The organism is Microcystis sp. M061S2, assembly GCF_020245605.1.
Taxonomy (GTDB): domain Bacteria; phylum Cyanobacteriota; class Cyanobacteriia; order Cyanobacteriales; family Microcystaceae; genus Microcystis.
In genome coordinates this window covers 16,523-32,929 of sequence record NZ_JADBUP010000020.1, presented here as the reverse complement: position 1 = coordinate 32,929, position 16,407 = coordinate 16,523, and the positions used below count along the sequence as shown (strand labels likewise).

At 40.9% G+C, this 16,407-nt stretch carries 18 protein-coding genes; 7 read left to right on the top strand and 11 right to left on the bottom strand.

All coding sequences use genetic code 11. The annotated features are described in order from the left end of the window. The first annotated feature begins 284 nt into the window (after positions 1-284). Entirely contained in the window at positions 285-1,232 is a 948-nt protein-coding gene (gene miaA, locus IM475_RS04020; RefSeq protein WP_287726760.1) for a tRNA (adenosine(37)-N6)-dimethylallyltransferase MiaA, read from the top strand. On the opposite strand, the gene IM475_RS04015 is transcribed toward miaA, so the two are convergent. The 3 genes from IM475_RS04015 to IM475_RS04005 are packed head-to-tail and all read right to left on the bottom strand — an operon-like array spanning position 1,174 to position 4,506. Beyond that, complete coding sequence (locus IM475_RS04015) at positions 1,174-2,580, bottom strand: DUF2079 domain-containing protein (protein WP_287726759.1); 1,407 nt, start codon at positions 2,578-2,580, stop codon at positions 1,174-1,176. The genes miaA and IM475_RS04015 overlap by 59 nt on opposite strands. A 12-nt stretch (positions 2,581-2,592) precedes the next feature. Further along, entirely contained in the window at positions 2,593-3,450 is an 858-nt protein-coding gene (locus IM475_RS04010; protein ID WP_287658606.1) for an amino acid ABC transporter substrate-binding protein, read from the bottom strand. A gap of 18 nt (positions 3,451-3,468) precedes the next feature. Continuing rightward, the gene (locus IM475_RS04005) at positions 3,469-4,506 is read right to left on the bottom strand and encodes an AI-2E family transporter (protein ID WP_287726758.1); all 1,038 of its coding nucleotides are present in this window, start codon (positions 4,504-4,506) and stop codon (positions 3,469-3,471) included. A gap of 428 nt (positions 4,507-4,934) precedes the next feature. On the opposite strand from IM475_RS04005, the gene IM475_RS04000 reads away from it, so the two are divergent. Continuing rightward, the gene (locus tag IM475_RS04000) at positions 4,935-5,702 is read left to right on the top strand and encodes a pentapeptide repeat-containing protein (protein WP_287658644.1); all 768 of its coding nucleotides are present in this window, start codon (positions 4,935-4,937) and stop codon (positions 5,700-5,702) included. 48 nt (positions 5,703-5,750) lie between these two features. Beyond that, complete coding sequence (locus tag IM475_RS03995) at positions 5,751-6,203, top strand: DUF8637 domain-containing protein (RefSeq protein WP_287726757.1); 453 nt, start codon at positions 5,751-5,753, stop codon at positions 6,201-6,203. 17 nt (positions 6,204-6,220) lie between these two features. Here the strand turns inward: IM475_RS03995 and IM475_RS03990 are convergent, their stop codons facing one another. Together IM475_RS03990 and gatB are read right to left on the bottom strand one after the other, a co-directional pair. After that, positions 6,221-6,871 (bottom strand): ParA family protein, encoded by a 651-nt coding sequence (locus tag IM475_RS03990; RefSeq protein ID WP_002745320.1) that lies wholly within the window; start codon positions 6,869-6,871, stop codon positions 6,221-6,223. Positions 6,872-7,049: 178 nt separating this feature from the next. Next, the gene (gene gatB / locus IM475_RS03985) at positions 7,050-8,522 is read right to left on the bottom strand and encodes an Asp-tRNA(Asn)/Glu-tRNA(Gln) amidotransferase subunit GatB (RefSeq protein WP_287726756.1); all 1,473 of its coding nucleotides are present in this window, start codon (positions 8,520-8,522) and stop codon (positions 7,050-7,052) included. Between the two features lie 484 nt (positions 8,523-9,006). Between gatB and IM475_RS03980 the strand changes: the two genes are divergently transcribed. Then, the gene (locus IM475_RS03980) at positions 9,007-10,536 is read left to right on the top strand and encodes a pyruvate kinase (RefSeq protein ID WP_287726755.1); all 1,530 of its coding nucleotides are present in this window, start codon (positions 9,007-9,009) and stop codon (positions 10,534-10,536) included. 130 nt (positions 10,537-10,666) lie between these two features. On the opposite strand, the gene IM475_RS03975 is transcribed toward IM475_RS03980, so the two are convergent. Continuing rightward, complete coding sequence (locus IM475_RS03975; RefSeq protein ID WP_287658598.1) at positions 10,667-10,861, bottom strand: hypothetical protein; 195 nt, start codon at positions 10,859-10,861, stop codon at positions 10,667-10,669. Positions 10,862-11,097: 236 nt separating this feature from the next. On the opposite strand from IM475_RS03975, the gene IM475_RS03970 reads away from it, so the two are divergent. Genes IM475_RS03970 through IM475_RS03960 form a run of 3 tightly spaced genes read left to right on the top strand, consistent with a single transcriptional unit; the run spans position 11,098 to position 13,575 of the window. Further along, a complete protein-coding gene (locus IM475_RS03970; protein WP_287658596.1) occupies positions 11,098-11,673 on the top strand; it encodes a hypothetical protein in 576 nt (191 codons plus the stop codon). Position 11,674: 1 nt separating this feature from the next. Beyond that, positions 11,675-13,354 carry a glycosyltransferase family 39 protein gene (locus tag IM475_RS03965; protein WP_287726754.1) on the top strand — a complete coding sequence of 560 codons (1,680 nt, stop codon included), beginning with the start codon at positions 11,675-11,677 and terminating at the stop codon, positions 13,352-13,354. Between the two features lie 11 nt (positions 13,355-13,365). Continuing rightward, entirely contained in the window at positions 13,366-13,575 is a 210-nt protein-coding gene (locus tag IM475_RS03960) for a hypothetical protein (protein ID WP_002739214.1), read from the top strand. 105 nt (positions 13,576-13,680) lie between these two features. Here the strand turns inward: IM475_RS03960 and IM475_RS03955 are convergent, their stop codons facing one another. The 5 genes from IM475_RS03955 to rpmH form a co-directional block, all read right to left on the bottom strand. After that, on the bottom strand, positions 13,681-14,175 hold the full coding sequence (locus tag IM475_RS03955) for a Jag family protein (protein WP_151695271.1): 495 nt from the start codon (positions 14,173-14,175) through the stop codon (positions 13,681-13,683). Next, a complete protein-coding gene (yidC, locus tag IM475_RS03950; protein WP_002800507.1) occupies positions 14,175-15,323 on the bottom strand; it encodes a membrane protein insertase YidC in 1,149 nt (382 codons plus the stop codon). Before yidC ends, IM475_RS03955 begins: the two co-directional genes overlap by 1 nt. 84 nt (positions 15,324-15,407) lie before the next feature. Then, positions 15,408-15,803, bottom strand: coding sequence for a PH domain-containing protein (locus IM475_RS03945; RefSeq protein ID WP_002763099.1), 396 nt, complete (start codon positions 15,801-15,803; stop codon positions 15,408-15,410). Then, a complete protein-coding gene (gene rnpA, locus IM475_RS03940) occupies positions 15,793-16,155 on the bottom strand; it encodes a ribonuclease P protein component (RefSeq protein ID WP_193959845.1) in 363 nt (120 codons plus the stop codon). Before rnpA ends, IM475_RS03945 begins: the two co-directional genes overlap by 11 nt. Positions 16,156-16,181: 26 nt before the next feature. Then, on the bottom strand, positions 16,182-16,319 hold the full coding sequence (gene rpmH, locus IM475_RS03935) for a 50S ribosomal protein L34 (protein WP_002739276.1): 138 nt from the start codon (positions 16,317-16,319) through the stop codon (positions 16,182-16,184). Positions 16,320-16,407: the final 88 nt, after the last annotated feature.

The window sequence follows — 16,407 nt, the reverse complement described above, 5'->3', positions numbered from 1 at the left end:
CAATCTACTAATTTGGGATTTTTAAGCGGAAACTTTCTCCTAAAATTGGGCGTTACTTTCGGTTTTATCACTCAATCCAAGCTTTTGGGGGGTTCTACCCCCCAAACCCTCCGCGCATTAGTTTAACTGTGAGATGCTTACACGCGATTGTTCATATTTTTGTACTAATTTAAGAGTCACTGATAATTGCTGATTGTCGGTATTTCTGCAAATGTGGGATGCACCCGTCTTAGCTTAACATTCCTGTCTTTTCACTGATTACTGTTCACTGTCATGTAGCATTGATGACTACTTCCTCTTTACCTATTTTAATTGTTATTTGTGGCGCAACTGCCACAGGAAAATCCAGTTTAGCCCTACAATTGGCTGAAAAGTTTAATTCAGTAATTCTCAGTGCCGATTCCCGACAAATCTATCGAGAATTTAATATTGGTACCGCTAAACCTAGCTTAGAAGAATGTCAGCGAATTCCCCATTATCTAATTGATATTTGCGCTCCTAAAGATAATTTTACCCTAGCACAGTACCAAGAACAAGCTGAGGATTTAATCAGCAATCTCCAGTATTCTCCTCTGTTTTTGGTTGGTGGTACGGGACTTTATATCAAGTCCATTGTCAAAGGTTTAAAAATACCGAGGGTTTCTCCTCAACCGGATTTAAGGCAGCAATTACAAGCTTTAGGACAATCCTATCTCTATCAAATTCTGACCCAGGTAGATGAAGATGCCGCTAAAAAAATTCATCCCCATGATCAGATCAGGACTTTACGCGCTTTAGAGGTTTTTTATCTGACAGGAAAACCTATCTCTAGTCAGCAGGGAGAAAATCCTCCCACTTATCCGATTTTACAAATTGGTTTAGATTGTTCCCCAGAAAGTTTAGGCAAGCGGATCACTGTTCGTACTGATCAAATGATCGCCAGGGGATTAGTAGCAGAGGTGCAGAATTTGGGGGATAAATACGGTTGGGATTTGCCACTTTTGCAGACTTTGGGTTATGCAGAGATTAAGCAATATCTCCTCGGAGAAGTTTCTTTAGAACAGGCGATCGATCTGATTATCCTCCACACCCGTCAATTTGCCAAACGTCAGCGCACTTGGTTTCGTGCCGATGCTGATATTGTCTGGTTTCCCGTCGATAAAGAAAATTTATTGGAATCGGTGGAACGAAAAATTATTTTGTTTCTTGAGGGGTTGTCAAGGCCCGATATAAAAACACATCATCCTCATTAAAGATTAACTGAAAGTTCTCATTGTGATTCAGTTTATTTAAGTGATCATCAATTAGTTCTGGTGAACTAGACCAACCGGGATGACGGCGATCGAGTAGGATATAATTAAATTGATTTAAATCTAGGGATTGGGAACCTTCGATCGTTAATTTGATCATTTCTCGATGGGTAAGATGGGGGGCAATTCTAGAAGTAGTCAAGACACTCTCACTGGTGGTAATTTGGGTTAGAGCTTTTTGGGTGGCGGACCAAGTATCGAGGGAATTTAAATACAGTGACCAAAAATAGCCGTATTTAGCTAAGGCAAAAAAGGCAATAATTGCCCAAGTAATTATCCATTTAGGCTGCTTCAACCAGCTGCTATTATGGGCTAAAGTGGCGATAACCGCTAGAAATAAAAAGGGCAAAATTGGCAGGGAATATTGAGTAGTTAAGTTTTTTTGTGGGGCATGATCTGCCAATAAATTTAAAGCGAGTGCGGGAATAGCGGCAATTATTGGCGCAGAATAGCGCCAGGATAAACCCCAAACTAAGGGAATAATTAATAGGATTAGGTATTCTAGATTATTGCCAGTAAAGATTTTTCCCAAGACAAGATCGGGTTTGAGGAAAAGATTAAAGATAATTGCTGGTAAACTATCTCCTAGATAACTATATCGAGAATCAGCCATTTCAATAACTGCTGATTTTCCTGTCAGGAGAGGAATTAATAACTTCGTGGTGATAATAAACCAAAGAATGCCGGTAATCATGGCAATTATTCCGGGGATTTTTTTCTTTTCCCAGAGAAGTAACCAGATACCCATTCCCAACAATGTTAAAGAGAGAATTGCTTTACAACCGAGAATAATAATGATTCCTAGACAAAATCCCCAGAGATTATTTAATCTTGCTGCCAAAATTGTCCAAAAAATCGCTGGCACTGCGATCACTTCTGGATGAAAATCAAAGAGATTAACATTAAAAATCAGGGGATAGAGCAGATAAACTAAGGCTAATGTATAAGCTTGTTTTTCTTTTAATCCCGCTTCTATTGCCAATTGCCAGAGGGGAAAAGCACCAAGAGAAAGGGAAAAAGCTTGTAAGAAAAGCAGCCAATAAACGCTCGGATAAATTTTATAAAGTAAGGCTATAGGATAGAGAATAAAAGCGATATGGTCGCCTAAAATATGGTAGTCAACAAAAGATATAATCGGTAGTTTACCTTGAGAAATTAGGTAAACTCCCTGATCAAACCAACCAAGATCGAGAGCATTAGATTGAAATAAAATATGTCTGGTTGCACTGCAAATAAACAGGATTATTGTCGCGCAACCAATTAACCAAAATATATCTTTTTTTTGGGGCATAATCGTTAAGTTTTACTGGGATTTTTGGGGATTATTACGACAATATTGCCAGGTATCTATAAAATAGGAAGCAACTTCAGTAAACCATGTTTTAAAAATATTTCTGTTCTCACTGGTGACGATAACCCCATTAATAAACTCTTGCCATTGGGGATCATTAGCGGGAAGAATGAAACCATAATAATCACAATTTAAAGGATTGCGGGGGATAAGTTGATAATCTTTTTCTAAGGATAAACCGAGAATGACAGCTTCTCCAATTAGCAGAATACCATCACTAGCAAAAGCATCTATTCTATTCCTTCTTAAACTTTGGATACCCCGCAGTCTTCCCGTCACTCCTTGAAATTCTTGATAGGTAGCAAGAGGATATTTTTGTCTTAATAATTCTTGAGTGCTGGTATCTCGCAAAACTCCAATACTTATACCTTCTAAGGACGAGGAAAAGTTAAAATTCTTCTGACTATCACTCCGAACTAAAAACTGAGTTCCAGTCACAAAAAAAGGACGGGAAAAACTGACACCATCAGGTATATTTTTTCTGATACTATTGGGACCACACTCGAAATCAACGGTTTTATTTTCCAATAACTGGAAGCGATTAAATAAAGTTGATTTATAAATTTTGACACTGATGATCTGGAGGTTTAATTTATGCTTTAGTTCCCCTCTGAGCAATTGGATAAAATCTAAGCATAATCCCTGCAAATTATTATTACTATCTCGATAGCCAAAAGGAATCGCATCTTCTCTCATAGCTACTTCTAATAATCCCGTGCGTTTAATTTTTTCTAGAACCGTTTCAGACTTAGCTGGGAGAGCAGCAAAAAAATTAGATAAAATAACGAGAGTAAGAATGATTAATTTCATGACTTTTGCCGAGATTATTTAAGATTTTTTATGGACGTGATCCCATTGATCTAAAATGTCTTTGAATAGTAATTCATCTAACCATGTTTTTACTACCACTGTCAAAGGTAAAGCCAATAATAAACCTAAGATGCCAAATATTTGAGCGAAGAAAATTTGAGCGATTAGGGTAATTGCTGGTAGTAAAGATACCTGTTTAGCCATGACAGTTGGTGTCAGCAAATAACTTTCGACATTTTGGATAATAAAATAGAGAATCAGAATAGCGACAATTTTCCAAGGTGCATCGATAACAGCAATGAGGATCGGAAAAATCACACTAGCAGTCGGTCCGATATTAGGGATAAAATTGAGTAATCCTGCTAGGATAGCATGAACGAGAACTAGATTAATTTGTAGAACGAAAAGACCGAAACCACTTAATAATCCTACCATAGTTGAACTAATGGCAATTCCCAACAACCAATTACCTAAACCTGCTTCCGATAGGGTAAGAATTTCCTCAGCACGACGACGATAGAAGTTAGGAAATAATTTTAAGAAAGCTTGTCGATAGGGTTGGGGGTTGACTAACATCATCATTGCTAACACCAGCACGAATAATAATTGCAAAATGGCCGCAACTGAGTTAGAAAAGAAGGTAAAAAAGTTACTAAAAACAAAGGTTCCTAAAGGTTGTAACTGCTGGACTAAATCAGTTAAATTAGGCAGGGATGGCAACCAATCAAATTGGAATTGTTGTCGCCATCGAATCAAGTTATTACGGACTAAATCCCAAGCTTGCGGTAAAAGTTCAATTAATTTTTGAAACTGTTCGATAAAGGGGGGAACAATAATTATAAAAAATAAAATCGCAATTCCCAGACTCGTCAGCAGGGTAATTAAAATAGCCAAACCCCTTTTAATACCTAATCTCTGCAATCCTTTCACACATCTATTTAAGGCTACAGTAAACACGATCGCCATAAAAATCAATAATAACAGCTGTCGAATCTGCCACAATACATACAGAGCCATTATTAAACAGATAAACCCCAACCACTGACCAAATTTCACAACCTTGATTTATCCTATCGGGACAAGTTTTATCATACAGCAGTCGGTCGGCGGTCGGCGGTCGGCAGGTTTTAGGTGTTGGGGTTTTGGGGTCTTGGGGTTTTGGGGTTTTAGTTCAATTTCCCCACTTCCCCACTTCCCCACTTCCCCACTTCCCCACTTCCCCACTTCCCTCTCCCTAACCCCCAACAGCAAAAATTAAGTTTTGTATCAAAAATTTGCTAATTTTGCTGTTATGTGCTATACAGTTACGCCACAAAACAGGATAGAAAAACGAGATTTTCTTAATTACCAGACATTTTCTCAAATTTTATGGCAACTCTCCCAGAGTCAAATTATCCTGAAAGAAATCCTCTCCTAGAAAATCCGACAAGACTCAGCAAAATTGTGGCCATTAATGCTTTTATCCTTGTATTAGGACTTCGATGATGAAAGAATTGGAGCGATACTATAAAGTTTTAGGGTTAGATCATGGGGCATCTCTCGATGAGATCAATCAAGCCTACAAAGATTTGGTGTTTATTTGGCATCCCGATCGCATTCCCAAAGATAATCAGCGTCTTTTGGAAAAAGCCACGGCTAAACTGCAAGAAATTAACCAAGCTAGGGAACAATTGCGGCAAATTCATCAAAATTCTCCTAAACGCTCCAATTCCGCCCCTAAAACTGAAAAACAGCCCGCCCACGCCTATAAAACTGCTTCTCCCTATCAGCCTCACCCTAGCCAACCCGGCCAAAATTCACAAACCCACAGTCAACAAACCCACAGTCAACACAGCCACTCCCAGAATAACCATCAGGTCCACAATCATGCCGCCTGGCGCCCTCACTATCGGGATTTAAACGGAGCCGATTTACAGGGAGCCAACCTGAAAGAAAAAGATCTCTCTAGTCGCAGTCTCATCGGGGCAGATTTAAGCCATGCCGACTTAAGCGATAGCTTCCTGCACAAAATTAACCTAGAAAAAGCCAATCTGTACAAAGCTAATCTTTTTCGCGCCAATCTCCTCGAAGCTAACCTTAAAGGCGCAAATTTACAGGAAGCCAATCTCATCGGAGCGGATTTAAGCGGGGCGGATCTGTCGGCGGCAGATTTACGCGGGGCAAAAATTGGCTTTGGTAAGCGTATTATGGTGAAATTAACTGGAGCAATTTTAACGGGAACAATTCTCCCCGATGGTTCGATTCATCAATGAATAACCTCTTGCTAATTTGGATTTTTCTTTAATAGGAACTATCACCCGATGGGCATTTATTACACAATCGCTGCTGTTTTTCTAGGGATGCAATTAGCCACAGGAGAAAATTTAGCGGCGGCGAATCCTGATTTTTCACTGCTGCAAAAAACTTTAGAAAAACACAATTTTATCGTCAAACTTGCCCCGCCACCAGTGCGAGGAGCCTACGGTTTATTTGATAGTAAAACTAGAATTATTTGGATTCATCCCCTAGTTTTTGACTTAGGTATTGCCCGGCCAACATTAATTCATGAAGCTGTCCATGCCGCTCAACTTTGTCATGGGGGCAAAACAGTTAAAGCTCTTAATTTAGCCATAGAACCACCGGCAATGACCAGAAGATTTTTTATGAATTATCAGGGTTTTAGCAGACAAATTGAAGCCGAAGCCTATACTGTTCAAGTTCAGCCCGATGGTCTAGATTTAGTGATTTCTTTACTGCAAAAATATTGTGCTTAGAAAACCTGTCCATAAATCTACCAATCCCGTTCTAATTCTTCGGCCACACGACGATAATCGGCGCTGGCTTCTTGGGCATTTTTACCGCGCCAATTGGTAATAGCTACCCCGTCTAAAACGGCTTTTTCGTGGGCCTTATAATTTCTGACAAAAGCATGACAGGCAGGAATACCTAATTCTAATAAAGTATTTTGTGCTTCCAAAGTTTCCTTAAGACTACGGGAATCCACTTTCGTTAACAAAACCCGATAGGCAATTCCTAGGGGTTTAACTGCCGTGCGTACCGTGTCAATTAAAGCCATTAAATCCATCGGTGCGGGAGGAGTCGGTAAAATTAAATAATCTGATTCTGCTATTACTGCCGTCAGTAATTCGGAGCGCAAAGCTGGTGGTGTGTCAATCACGATCAGATCGTACTCGATAATTTGACGCAATTCTCCTAATTTCTCTGTATTAATTTGCTTGGCTAAATCAAATACCATACCCGCTTGATTTCTTTCTACCCACCAAGTGGAGGAACCCTGCGGATCCGCATCCACCAGCAAAACACGCTGATTCTGCCCCCAAATTGCCGCTAAATTGACCGCAGTGGTGGTTTTACCCACACCACCTTTACCGTTGACAACAGCGAGAATTTTCGGGCTATTAGGCTTTAATTGCGAGGTCATTTTCAGTTATCAGTTATCAGTTATCAGTTATCAGTTATCAGTTACCAGTTATCAGTTACCAGTTATCAGTTATCAGTTACCAGTTATCAGATTTGAGTTTTAAGTTCAATGATTACTGTTTACTTATCACTGAAAAAAAGCTCCCCACTGATTACTGATTACTGATCACTGAATATAACTAACCAGAAAGTTTTTGATCTAAGATTTGGCTAGTTAATTTAGGATCGGCCTTACCGCCGCTTTTTTTCATGACTTGACCGACAAAAAATCCCTTAAGATTGGTTTTACCTGCCCGGAATTTTTCTAACTCGCTTGGATGGGCGGCGATAATGTCCTCGATCAGTTTTTCGATGGCAGAAGTGTCAGAAATTTGTATTAATCCTTTCTTTTCCACCAGCGCTTTGGGTGAACCGCCTTGAGTGAGAAGTTCGGGTAAAATTTCCTTAGCAATTTTACCACTAATTGTTCCGGTTTCAATCAGTTTAACTAATTCGGCTAAGTCTGACGCTTGCAGGGCGATTTCTGTGATCGTCAGCTTATTATTATTCAAATAAGCGGCGATATCTTGACTGATCCAGTTAGCGACTAATTTCGCATTTGCCCCCGCAATTACAGCAGTTTCAAAATATTCGGCCACGGTGCGATCATCGGTTAAAACCCTGGCATCGTAGGCGGAAAGACCAAATTCTTCTTCATAACGACGACGTTTACGAGCGGGTAATTCTGGTAATTCTTCCGCCCAAGCTTTTAACTGTTCGGGGGAGACTTCTAGGGGGGGTAAATCCGGTTCGGGAAAATAGCGATAATCGCTAGAACCTTCTTTTTTCCGCATACTAATCGTCCGTTGACTAGCTTCTTCCCAAAGACGGGTTTCCTGTACGATTGGTTCACCATTTTCGATCGCTTCAATTTGTCGATCAATCTCGTATTCTATGGCTTTTTGGATAGCACTAAAGGAGTTCATATTTTTAATTTCTACCTTAGTCCCGAACTTTTCAGTGCCTTTTTTGCGAACGGAAATATTGACATCGCAGCGCAGGGAACCTTCCTGCATATTGCCGTCACTGATGCCGAGATAACGCACTAAACGCCGTAATTCTTGGGCATATTCCGCCGCTTCGGCCCCGGTGCGTAAATCCGGTTCCGAGACAATTTCTAATAATGGTACACCTGTACGGTTAAAATCCACGAGGGAATGGGTGGAACCGGAGAGACGTTCGCTGCCGGCATGAACCAGTTTTCCCGCGTCTTCTTCCATGTGCAGACGGGTAATGCCGATAATTTTGCGGCTAACTTCCTTAGTTTTTTTATCGACGATCTCGATTTCTAGTTGACCCTGTTCGACAATAGGGAGATCATACTGGGAAATTTGATAATTTTTCGGCAGGTCGGGATAAAAATACTGTTTGCGATCAAATTTGCTATGAGGTGTGATTTTACCATCGATAGCTAATCCCAGTTTAACGGCACTGGCCAGGACTTCTTGGTTAAGGACGGGTAACACCCCCGGATAACCCAAACAGATGGGACAGACGTTAGTATTGGGGGGACTATCGAAGTTGGTGGGACAGGAACAAAATATCTTGCTTCTGGTGTTCAGTTGACAGTGGGTTTCTAAACCGATAATTGCTTCGTATTCAGTGGCAGACATATTTTCTCGCTCTCGCCGACACAGGAATGATCTGTTTAATCATTATAGTCGCGATTCTGGAGCATTCCCTCCCTTCATAAAACTTAATAATGTAGTTACTAATAACTTTATGCACCTTTAATATAGCTCAAAAAAGATAATTTATTCAACCAATGTCCGCCATTATTTTTAATTTTATCAAAGGCATAAGATTAAAGAAGCTTATCGATAATTTTTCACCGATAAACCTAGCTTTTTTAGTATCGACCACCGACCAGCGACTCCCGAAAACCAAAACTTCCCAACTCACCATGAAGATAACCGACATAAATCGTAGCAAAAATTAACTTCTAGAGACGGGATATTTGCTTAGTATAGAAACAGAGAGATTATACCCAATAACTGACCCCATAACCAGCCAAGAGCAATATAAGCCGCAAAAGTGATCATTTTCTAGGCGAGTATTGCCTTAGTAATTGACGATTTTTAATTTTTACTTGATTTTATGTCTTTAACTCTCTCAGAACAACTCAAACGAGAACAATTATCCTACCCTCAAACTCTCCTCCATCATCTGCAAAAGTTACGGCATTTTGTGACAGTAGAAGGAGAGGAGAAATTGCAGCAGTGGAAAAACCTGATTGAAAAGGAGAATTTTCAACCTAGCACCCGTAATTTAGCCTATTATCTCGCCCTGAGACAAGAAGATATCCGGGATTTACAATTAGCTTTAATGCCCTGGGGATTATCTTCCCTAGGCCGGATTGAATCAAAAGTTTTACCGACTCTCGATGCCGTAATTGCCACTTTAGGGGCGGTTTGTCATCAAGAATCCTCATTATTGCCAAAACATCCCCCTTTAGAGGCATTTTTCCAAGGAGATCAACTTTTAGCTTCCCATAGCGCCGAAGTTTTCGGTCTGCCTTCCCCCCGGCGTCGGGTGCGAATTATGGTGACAATGCCGACGGAGGCGGCAACTGACCCCGATTTTATCGCTCAATTACTGCGTTGCGGGATGGACTGTATTCGCATTAATTGCGCCCATGATAGCCCGAAAGAGTGGCAGGGAATGATCGAAAATCTGCGCGAGGCGGTCAAAAATCCCGAAAATTTAGTCAATGGAGATACCTGTAAGGTTTATATGGACTTAGCGGGTCCAAAAATCCGTTTAGAAGAGATTTTAGCCCCCCAGTCCCAAACCAGACTATATCAAGGGGATTTTCTCCTCTTAACCACCCAACCGCCCCATACTGCCCATCCTCAGTATTTTCAGGCTAATTGTTCCCAACCGGAAATTATTCCCCAAATTCCCGTCGGGGCGAAAGTTTGGATTGATGATGGTCATATTGGGGCTGAAGTTATTGCCATAATGCCGGAAGGTCTTTTACTAAAAATTACCCACGCCAGGGAGAAAGGGGAAAAACTCAAAGCAGATAAGGGACTAAATTTCCCAGATACGGTTTTAAATATCGATCCTTTGACCGCAAAAGACCGGCAAGATTTAGATTTTATTGCCGAAAATGCCGATATTATCGGTTACTCCTTTGTACAAAAAGCCAGCGATATCGAGACACTACAGCTAGAGTTACAAAGTCGTTTGGGGGATGCTTGGCGACAAAAAGCAATTGTGGCCAAAATAGAAACACCTTTAGCCGTGAAAAATCTACCCGAATTAATCATCCATGCCGCCGGTAAACAACCTTTTGGGGTGATGATTGCCCGGGGTGATTTGGCCGTAGAAATTGGCTATCAAAGACTAGCAGAAATTCAAGAGGAAATTCTCTGGTTATGCGAAGCAGCCCATATTCCAGTAATTTGGGCTACCCAAGTTCTAGAAAATCTGGTCAAGAAAAGTATTCCTTCCCGGGCCGAGATTACCGATGCCGCTATGGCCGAAAGGGCCGAATGTGTCATGCTTAATAAGGGGAAATATATCCGGGAAGCGGTGACAATTCTTGATGATGTTTTACAAAGAATGCAGACCCACCAAGCTAAAAAAACGCCCCAATTACGCGCTCTCCATTCTTGGGTTTAAGCAGTTTCAGTTATCAGTTATTTTTAGCTATCAGTATTCAGGAGATTATTTTTATTTATTCTCCCCAGTTCATAATTCATAATTCATAATTCCCCACACCTTTTCAACAGGCTTGAGAATCAGAGGCAGATTAACGTATATTATTGACCGCACCGCTAACCAAACCAGCGCTAACATAGCGACCATAACCATCAAGACGGTTTTGTTGAGCGATTCGGGAGGGATTATTGACGAGATCGGCAACTCCCACACCCATCATCACCACGGAGATAACTGCGATTAAGTAGTTACGGACAAAAGTTTGATTTTGGTGGCTGGCTAACATGGTTGTTACCTCTCTTTCCTCTCGATAACCTTAGAATACGAGAGGGTTTGGGGTGATGTCAGTCCCATAATTTTGGGTGACAGAAGTGGAAAAAAGTGGAATCCACAGATAAGCTATGATTTTTTGTCGATTAGAATGGGTAAATAGGGAATCGGGAACAGGAAAAGGGCAATATTCGTCGTCAATCTGGTTAAATAATCAGTAAATTGCCTAAAAACTGACATATTCTCCAGAATATGACCCTAGAAACCGCGATTATGACCATAAAATTTTTCTGGCCTTTAGTTTTAGGATTATCTATTGTTATTATTGACAATGGGCAATATCTGAGAGCAGAAACGGTAACTTTGAGCGCCAGTCAACGCCAACAACTGCGATCGCTAGATGCTAAGATTATTTTACCTAACTATATCCCCCCCGGATTTCGGGCCAGCGAGATTAAAATCCTCGCAGAAGAGAGGAAAGGATACGCAATCCTCTTTGAAAATGCCGAGAATAGCTGTTTTTTGGTGGAAGGAATCGAAAACGCTAGGGGCGATGATGGTTTAGAATTAGAGGGAACCCTAGCGCTCAATTCCCCACTATTTGGAGAAGGATACTGGCTCAATTATGGTACACCCAAAAACTCGGAATTAAGGCAACAATTCCCCGAACCCGATTTTTATTCCGATTGGATGAAAATGGGAGAATATTTTTATCGTCTCAGTGGGGCATTAATTGCCCGGGAGGAGTATGATTATCCTAATTGCCGTCAAGATATTTCCCCATCGGAAGCGGTTAAAATAATCGAATCTTTCGGAGATAACAATTAAATTGAATTTATCTACAGTCATTTCTGATCTACAACAAAGAAGCAAGGAGCGGTTAGCTTGGTCTGATTTTTGCTGGTTAGGATTAGTAATAATTTTGGGACTGGTTATTAGGTTAACACAATTAACGAGCAAACCTCCCTGGACGGATGAATTTGCAACTATGGTTTTTAGTATTGGCAATAATTACCAGATAGTGCCGTTAAATCAGATAATTTCCCTCGCCACTTTATTCGCACCTCTCCAGAGCAATGATCGGGCAACTATTGCCGATGTAATTAAATTAGTTATTCAGGAGGACAATCATCCACCTTTATATTTTATTCTCGCCTATCTCTGGAATAAATTATTCTTTGATCGGGGAGAATATGTATCTTTAGAAGGAATGCGAGCGCTGGCAGTATTTTGGGGAGTTATTTCGATTCCTTTAATTTATTTTATCAGTAAATTGGTCTTTAAATCAGGCTCGATCGCTTTTCTAGCGGCGATTTTAATGGCGGTTTCTCCCTACGGGGTTTTTATCTCCCAAGAAGCGCGTCATTATACTTTAGCGGTTGTATTTGTCCTCATATCTTTAGGCTGTTTTCTTAGGGCAAGCGGCCAAATTATCCACCATCAAAGAATATCCCATACTTTGGTTTTTTTCTGGTTAATTGTAAACTGTCTGGGGTTATTAGTCCACTATTTTTTTAGTTTAACTATCCTAGCGGAAGCGATAACTTTATTATTGATTTTATCCAATCAAATCAAACAAAAAAACTTTTGGATAACTAATTGGTGGCGTTTAAGTTTAGTTTTTTTAGGTAACTTGAGCTTTATTATTATTTGGTTTATCACGTTTGTACCCAAAGATTATGGCAATCAGATGACTGGTTGGATTCAGAGAGACAATGATAGTTTTTTAGCCGTAATTAGCCCCTTTTTTCAGTTACTGGGAACATTAATAACTATGCTTTCCCTGCTCCCCGTTGAATCAGAATCTTTAATAATTATCTTGATTTCTGGGGCAATAATGATCGGGTTTTTTCTCTGGATTATCCCACAATTAAAAACAGCGTGGCTAGACTCCTATAAACCAGAATTAGGCATTCTCTCGGCATTTTTTCTCAGTTCAATTGCTATTTTCTTTGTCATCACTTATCTGCTTTCGGTCGATATTACCCGGGGAGCTAGATATAGTTTTGTTTACTTTCCCTCGGTAATTTTAATTCTGGCAATTTTATTAGATAATTGTTGGCAAAGGAAGCAGAAAAGAATAGTAATTATTGTCATTATCATGGCTTTAGTTAGTTCCCTAAGTGTGACTTTTAATTTAGGCTATCGTAAGTATTATCGCCCAGATAAATTAGTTACCACCATCGAAAATAATAGCCGTTATCCGCTAGTAATTGCTACTAGCTATAGGAGTTTGGTGCAGGTGGGAGAAATGATGGGAATTGCTTGGGAATTTAACCAAAGATTTCCCGACAAAAACCCTAAGTTTCTCTTAGTCAACCCAAAACAAAAGCCAAATTTTAATCTGTCATCTTCTCCCCCTTTTGAATTATGGTTAATTAATTTCCATTCTTCAATAGATTTATCGGACTGTCAACTCTCAGAGTTATCCTCCAATTATGTAACGGGTTATGAATATCAAAAGTTTCTCTGTGGGCGATCGATGGATTATAATAGTAAAGTTAAGTAGGGCTATTAACTATGATTATTTGGGTAAATGAACAGATTGACCCCTGCGGTTTAGTACAAGCTTGTATTGCCTGTCAAGACGAACAAGCGGCAAAAGATTGTCATCAAAGTTGGTTAACCAGTCTTACGGATGAACAAAAACAAGCGGGGTGGGTAGCAGTTTTAAGAACCGTAGAATCTTGGGATGATGTACCTGTAAATGCCCTGAAGTTAAGTTATTAAATCTCCTGCAACAATCAAAAATCTTCCGTTAGGTGAAGAAACTCCGAGACAGGAAATATCTGGCTAAAATAAAAAAGAGGGCAGGTTTTACCCCACCCTTTGGTCTTATTTTAAACGAATTACTAACCGGCGATCGGGTTCCACGCCGCGACTTTCTGTGGTTAAATCGTTTTCTTCCTGAAAAAAGGCATGAATTTGGCGACGTTCTGCCGAAGATAGGGCTTTTAATTCTATTTCCTGCCCTGTTTGCCGCACTTGCGTCGCCGCTTGATTCACCCAGTCGAAAAGTTCTGCCTGTCTTTGTTGACGATAGCCATTGATTTCGACAATATAGAACTGATGTTCTGCCGACTCGACACCAATATTCAGAATCGTATTAGCTAGGGATTGAATCGCATCCAGTCCCTCACCCTTGTTAGCGAGGAGAAGTTCCACTTGTTGGGGACTCAATTGACTGCTATCAATAATTAACCAACAGGAGGAAGGTCCAGTTCCCAATTCCTGCACACCAATCTGGACATCTGTGGGCATGGCCATCAACTTTAGCAGTTTTTCCAGCCATTGTTTAGCTTTCTCGCTATTTTGCTCCCATATACTCATTACGATGTTTTTTCCTTTTTCTTGCTAGAACGTTTTTCAAAGGGGAGAGCATCGCGGGTTTTTTCCGTTTTTTCCTGTTCCGCTACCAATTTTTGCAGGTTTTCCGGTAAAGGTTCCCGCATCAAAATCACCGTTTGAATAGTTTGGAAGATGTTCGCGGTTAAGATATACATCAATACCCCCGCCGGTAAGGGGAAAAACAGGAACATCATACTAAAAATTATCGGGGTGATTTTATTCACCGTTTGCTGTTGTTGGGCTGCTCCCCCCGAAGGCGCACCGGCGCCGGATAACTCTTGGTTAACATAGATACTAATACCGAAAGCGATCACCATCGCCAAGATATCCCAGTGAATTTCACCATTCGCACCGGTTGCCCCAATTCTTCCCAGGGCCTCAATAAAGAGAAAACCCGTATTAGCGGCAATCCCCGGCACGATAACTTTAATACTGGCATCTCCGGGGGCTAAAGCGACGATGGAACCGTCTTCATTAACTTGCACCAGTTCTTGACCTTTAACCACCTCGTAGGTGGGTTTTAGGTTATTTTCGGGTGCTTCCGTGGCTAATTGGCCCAAAGACTTGCCCTGGTCGTTTTGCAGGTCGATTTTTACCTGTTCTCCCGGGGCGATTTTATTGCCTTGGGGTAAAAAAGCGGTAATGGGATAGTGGAGAGACTCGTCAATATAGACGTTTTGGGGTTTGGTGGCATAGGGTTGGCGCTGCACGAGGGCGATTTGTTCGCTTGGCAGCACTTGTAAATCGACGGTATAGTTAATATCCGAGAAGGGGGAACCCCGCAGAGTCGCAAATAAAGCCAAAAGAATCGGCATTTGTAATAGCAGGGGTAAACAACCGGCCAGGGGATTGCCCAACTCCTGCATTAATTTGCCCATTTCCTCCTGTTGTTTTTGCGGGTCATTTTTGTAGCGTTGTTGAATTTCTGCCTGTCTTTCCTTCATCAAGGGTTGAGTGATTCGCATTTTTCTCATATTGCGAATCTGGCCGGCACTGAGGGGAAAGACGGCAAATCTCACCACTAGCGTTAAAGCAATGATGGCGAAACCGTAACTATGCACAATCCGAAAGAAAAAATCTAGGATTGGCAACATGATATTTGTGGAAATAAATCCGACTCCAAAATCCATGGCTTTAATCTATGCCTTCTCGTTTAATGGGGGTTCACTTTGACAAATCTAATTTATCGAATCGCGGTGATCGATTATTTTGTTTTATTGACTGATGATCGATTCTAGGGGACGACCGGTTTTATCGGCGACTCTTTCGGCAATGTAGTCATGAATTTCCCGGAATTTCGGCATCGCGCGCATTTCTAAACGACTTCTATCCTTGAGAGTTACGACAATGTCTCCCCAAATACCAATTCCTCTCGGCATTTTTGCCACTTTTGCCACTTCTGAATAGATAATATCTGTGCGATCGCGTCCCATCCAACCCCCGGTGATCGAAATCCGCCGATCGGTTATCTTATATCTTAACCAGATTGCCCGTACCACTGCCCCAACGGTCAAAGGTAAACAAATCACCGTAAATCCTAGCAGGATATTGATGATTAGGTCGCCGATGTGCGGACCGCCTTCATAAAAAGTTTCTTCTTTAATGCCCATGAATTATATTTGCCTTCACTAACAACTGCTTTAATTCTCGCAAAAAATGTTCATAATTGCACTCGATCGCCCCAGGACGGATAATGATTATCCCTCGCCATCCTGCCGCTATTTCTGGCAATAACTGCCGAATTACCGCTCGTATTTGCCTTTTTAGTCGATTACGAACCACCGCTTTTTTACTAACTTTCTTGCTAATCGAGATACCAAAACGACTGGGGCCGGGGGCATCTGGGCAAGAATCCTCTAAACTAATTAAGGTTAAGTGGGAACCGTGATAACGCCTCCCTTTTCCATAGACAGCTTGAAAATCCTGTCGATGTTTTAAGCGATGAATTTGGGGTAGTCCCACGAAAATTAGTCGGTTCCCAGAATAACCTAAACACTTAAACGATAGCGCCCTCTTTTCCGACGAGCTTTAATGACTTTACGTCCGTTGACGCTACGCATTCTCGCTCTAAATCCAGAAGTGCGCTTCTGTTTGCGCGTGGTTCCTTCTAAAGTACGTTTACTCACTGCTGATTTTTCTCCTTAAGATAGAGTTAGTCTATAGATATAAAGACACAATTTTCAATTATAACAAAATTACTAGGAATTGGGAAGC

Coding starts and splice junctions, on each gene's coding strand:
- IM475_RS03980 (WP_287726755.1), top strand. CDS start 9,007: ATGTCTTTAACTCTCTCAGAACAACTCAAACGAGAACAATTATCCTAC.
- IM475_RS03955 (WP_151695271.1), bottom strand. CDS start 14,175: ATGAGTATATGGGAGCAAAATAGCGAGAAAGCTAAACAATGGCTGGAA.
- IM475_RS03960 (WP_002739214.1), top strand. CDS start 13,366: ATGATTATTTGGGTAAATGAACAGATTGACCCCTGCGGTTTAGTACAA.
- IM475_RS03975 (WP_287658598.1), bottom strand. CDS start 10,861: ATGTTAGCCAGCCACCAAAATCAAACTTTTGTCCGTAACTACTTAATC.
- IM475_RS04015 (WP_287726759.1), bottom strand. CDS start 2,580: ATGCCCCAAAAAAAAGATATATTTTGGTTAATTGGTTGCGCGACAATA.
- IM475_RS04010 (WP_287658606.1), bottom strand. CDS start 3,450: ATGAAATTAATCATTCTTACTCTCGTTATTTTATCTAATTTTTTTGCT.
- yidC (WP_002800507.1), bottom strand. CDS start 15,323: ATGGATTTTGGAGTCGGATTTATTTCCACAAATATCATGTTGCCAATC.
- IM475_RS03990 (WP_002745320.1), bottom strand. CDS start 6,871: ATGACCTCGCAATTAAAGCCTAATAGCCCGAAAATTCTCGCTGTTGTC.
- IM475_RS03945 (WP_002763099.1), bottom strand. CDS start 15,803: ATGGGCATTAAAGAAGAAACTTTTTATGAAGGCGGTCCGCACATCGGC.
- IM475_RS04000 (WP_287658644.1), top strand. CDS start 4,935: ATGAAAGAATTGGAGCGATACTATAAAGTTTTAGGGTTAGATCATGGG.
- miaA (WP_287726760.1), top strand. CDS start 285: ATGACTACTTCCTCTTTACCTATTTTAATTGTTATTTGTGGCGCAACT.
- IM475_RS03970 (WP_287658596.1), top strand. CDS start 11,098: ATGACCCTAGAAACCGCGATTATGACCATAAAATTTTTCTGGCCTTTA.
- gatB (WP_287726756.1), bottom strand. CDS start 8,522: ATGTCTGCCACTGAATACGAAGCAATTATCGGTTTAGAAACCCACTGT.
- IM475_RS03995 (WP_287726757.1), top strand. CDS start 5,751: ATGGGCATTTATTACACAATCGCTGCTGTTTTTCTAGGGATGCAATTA.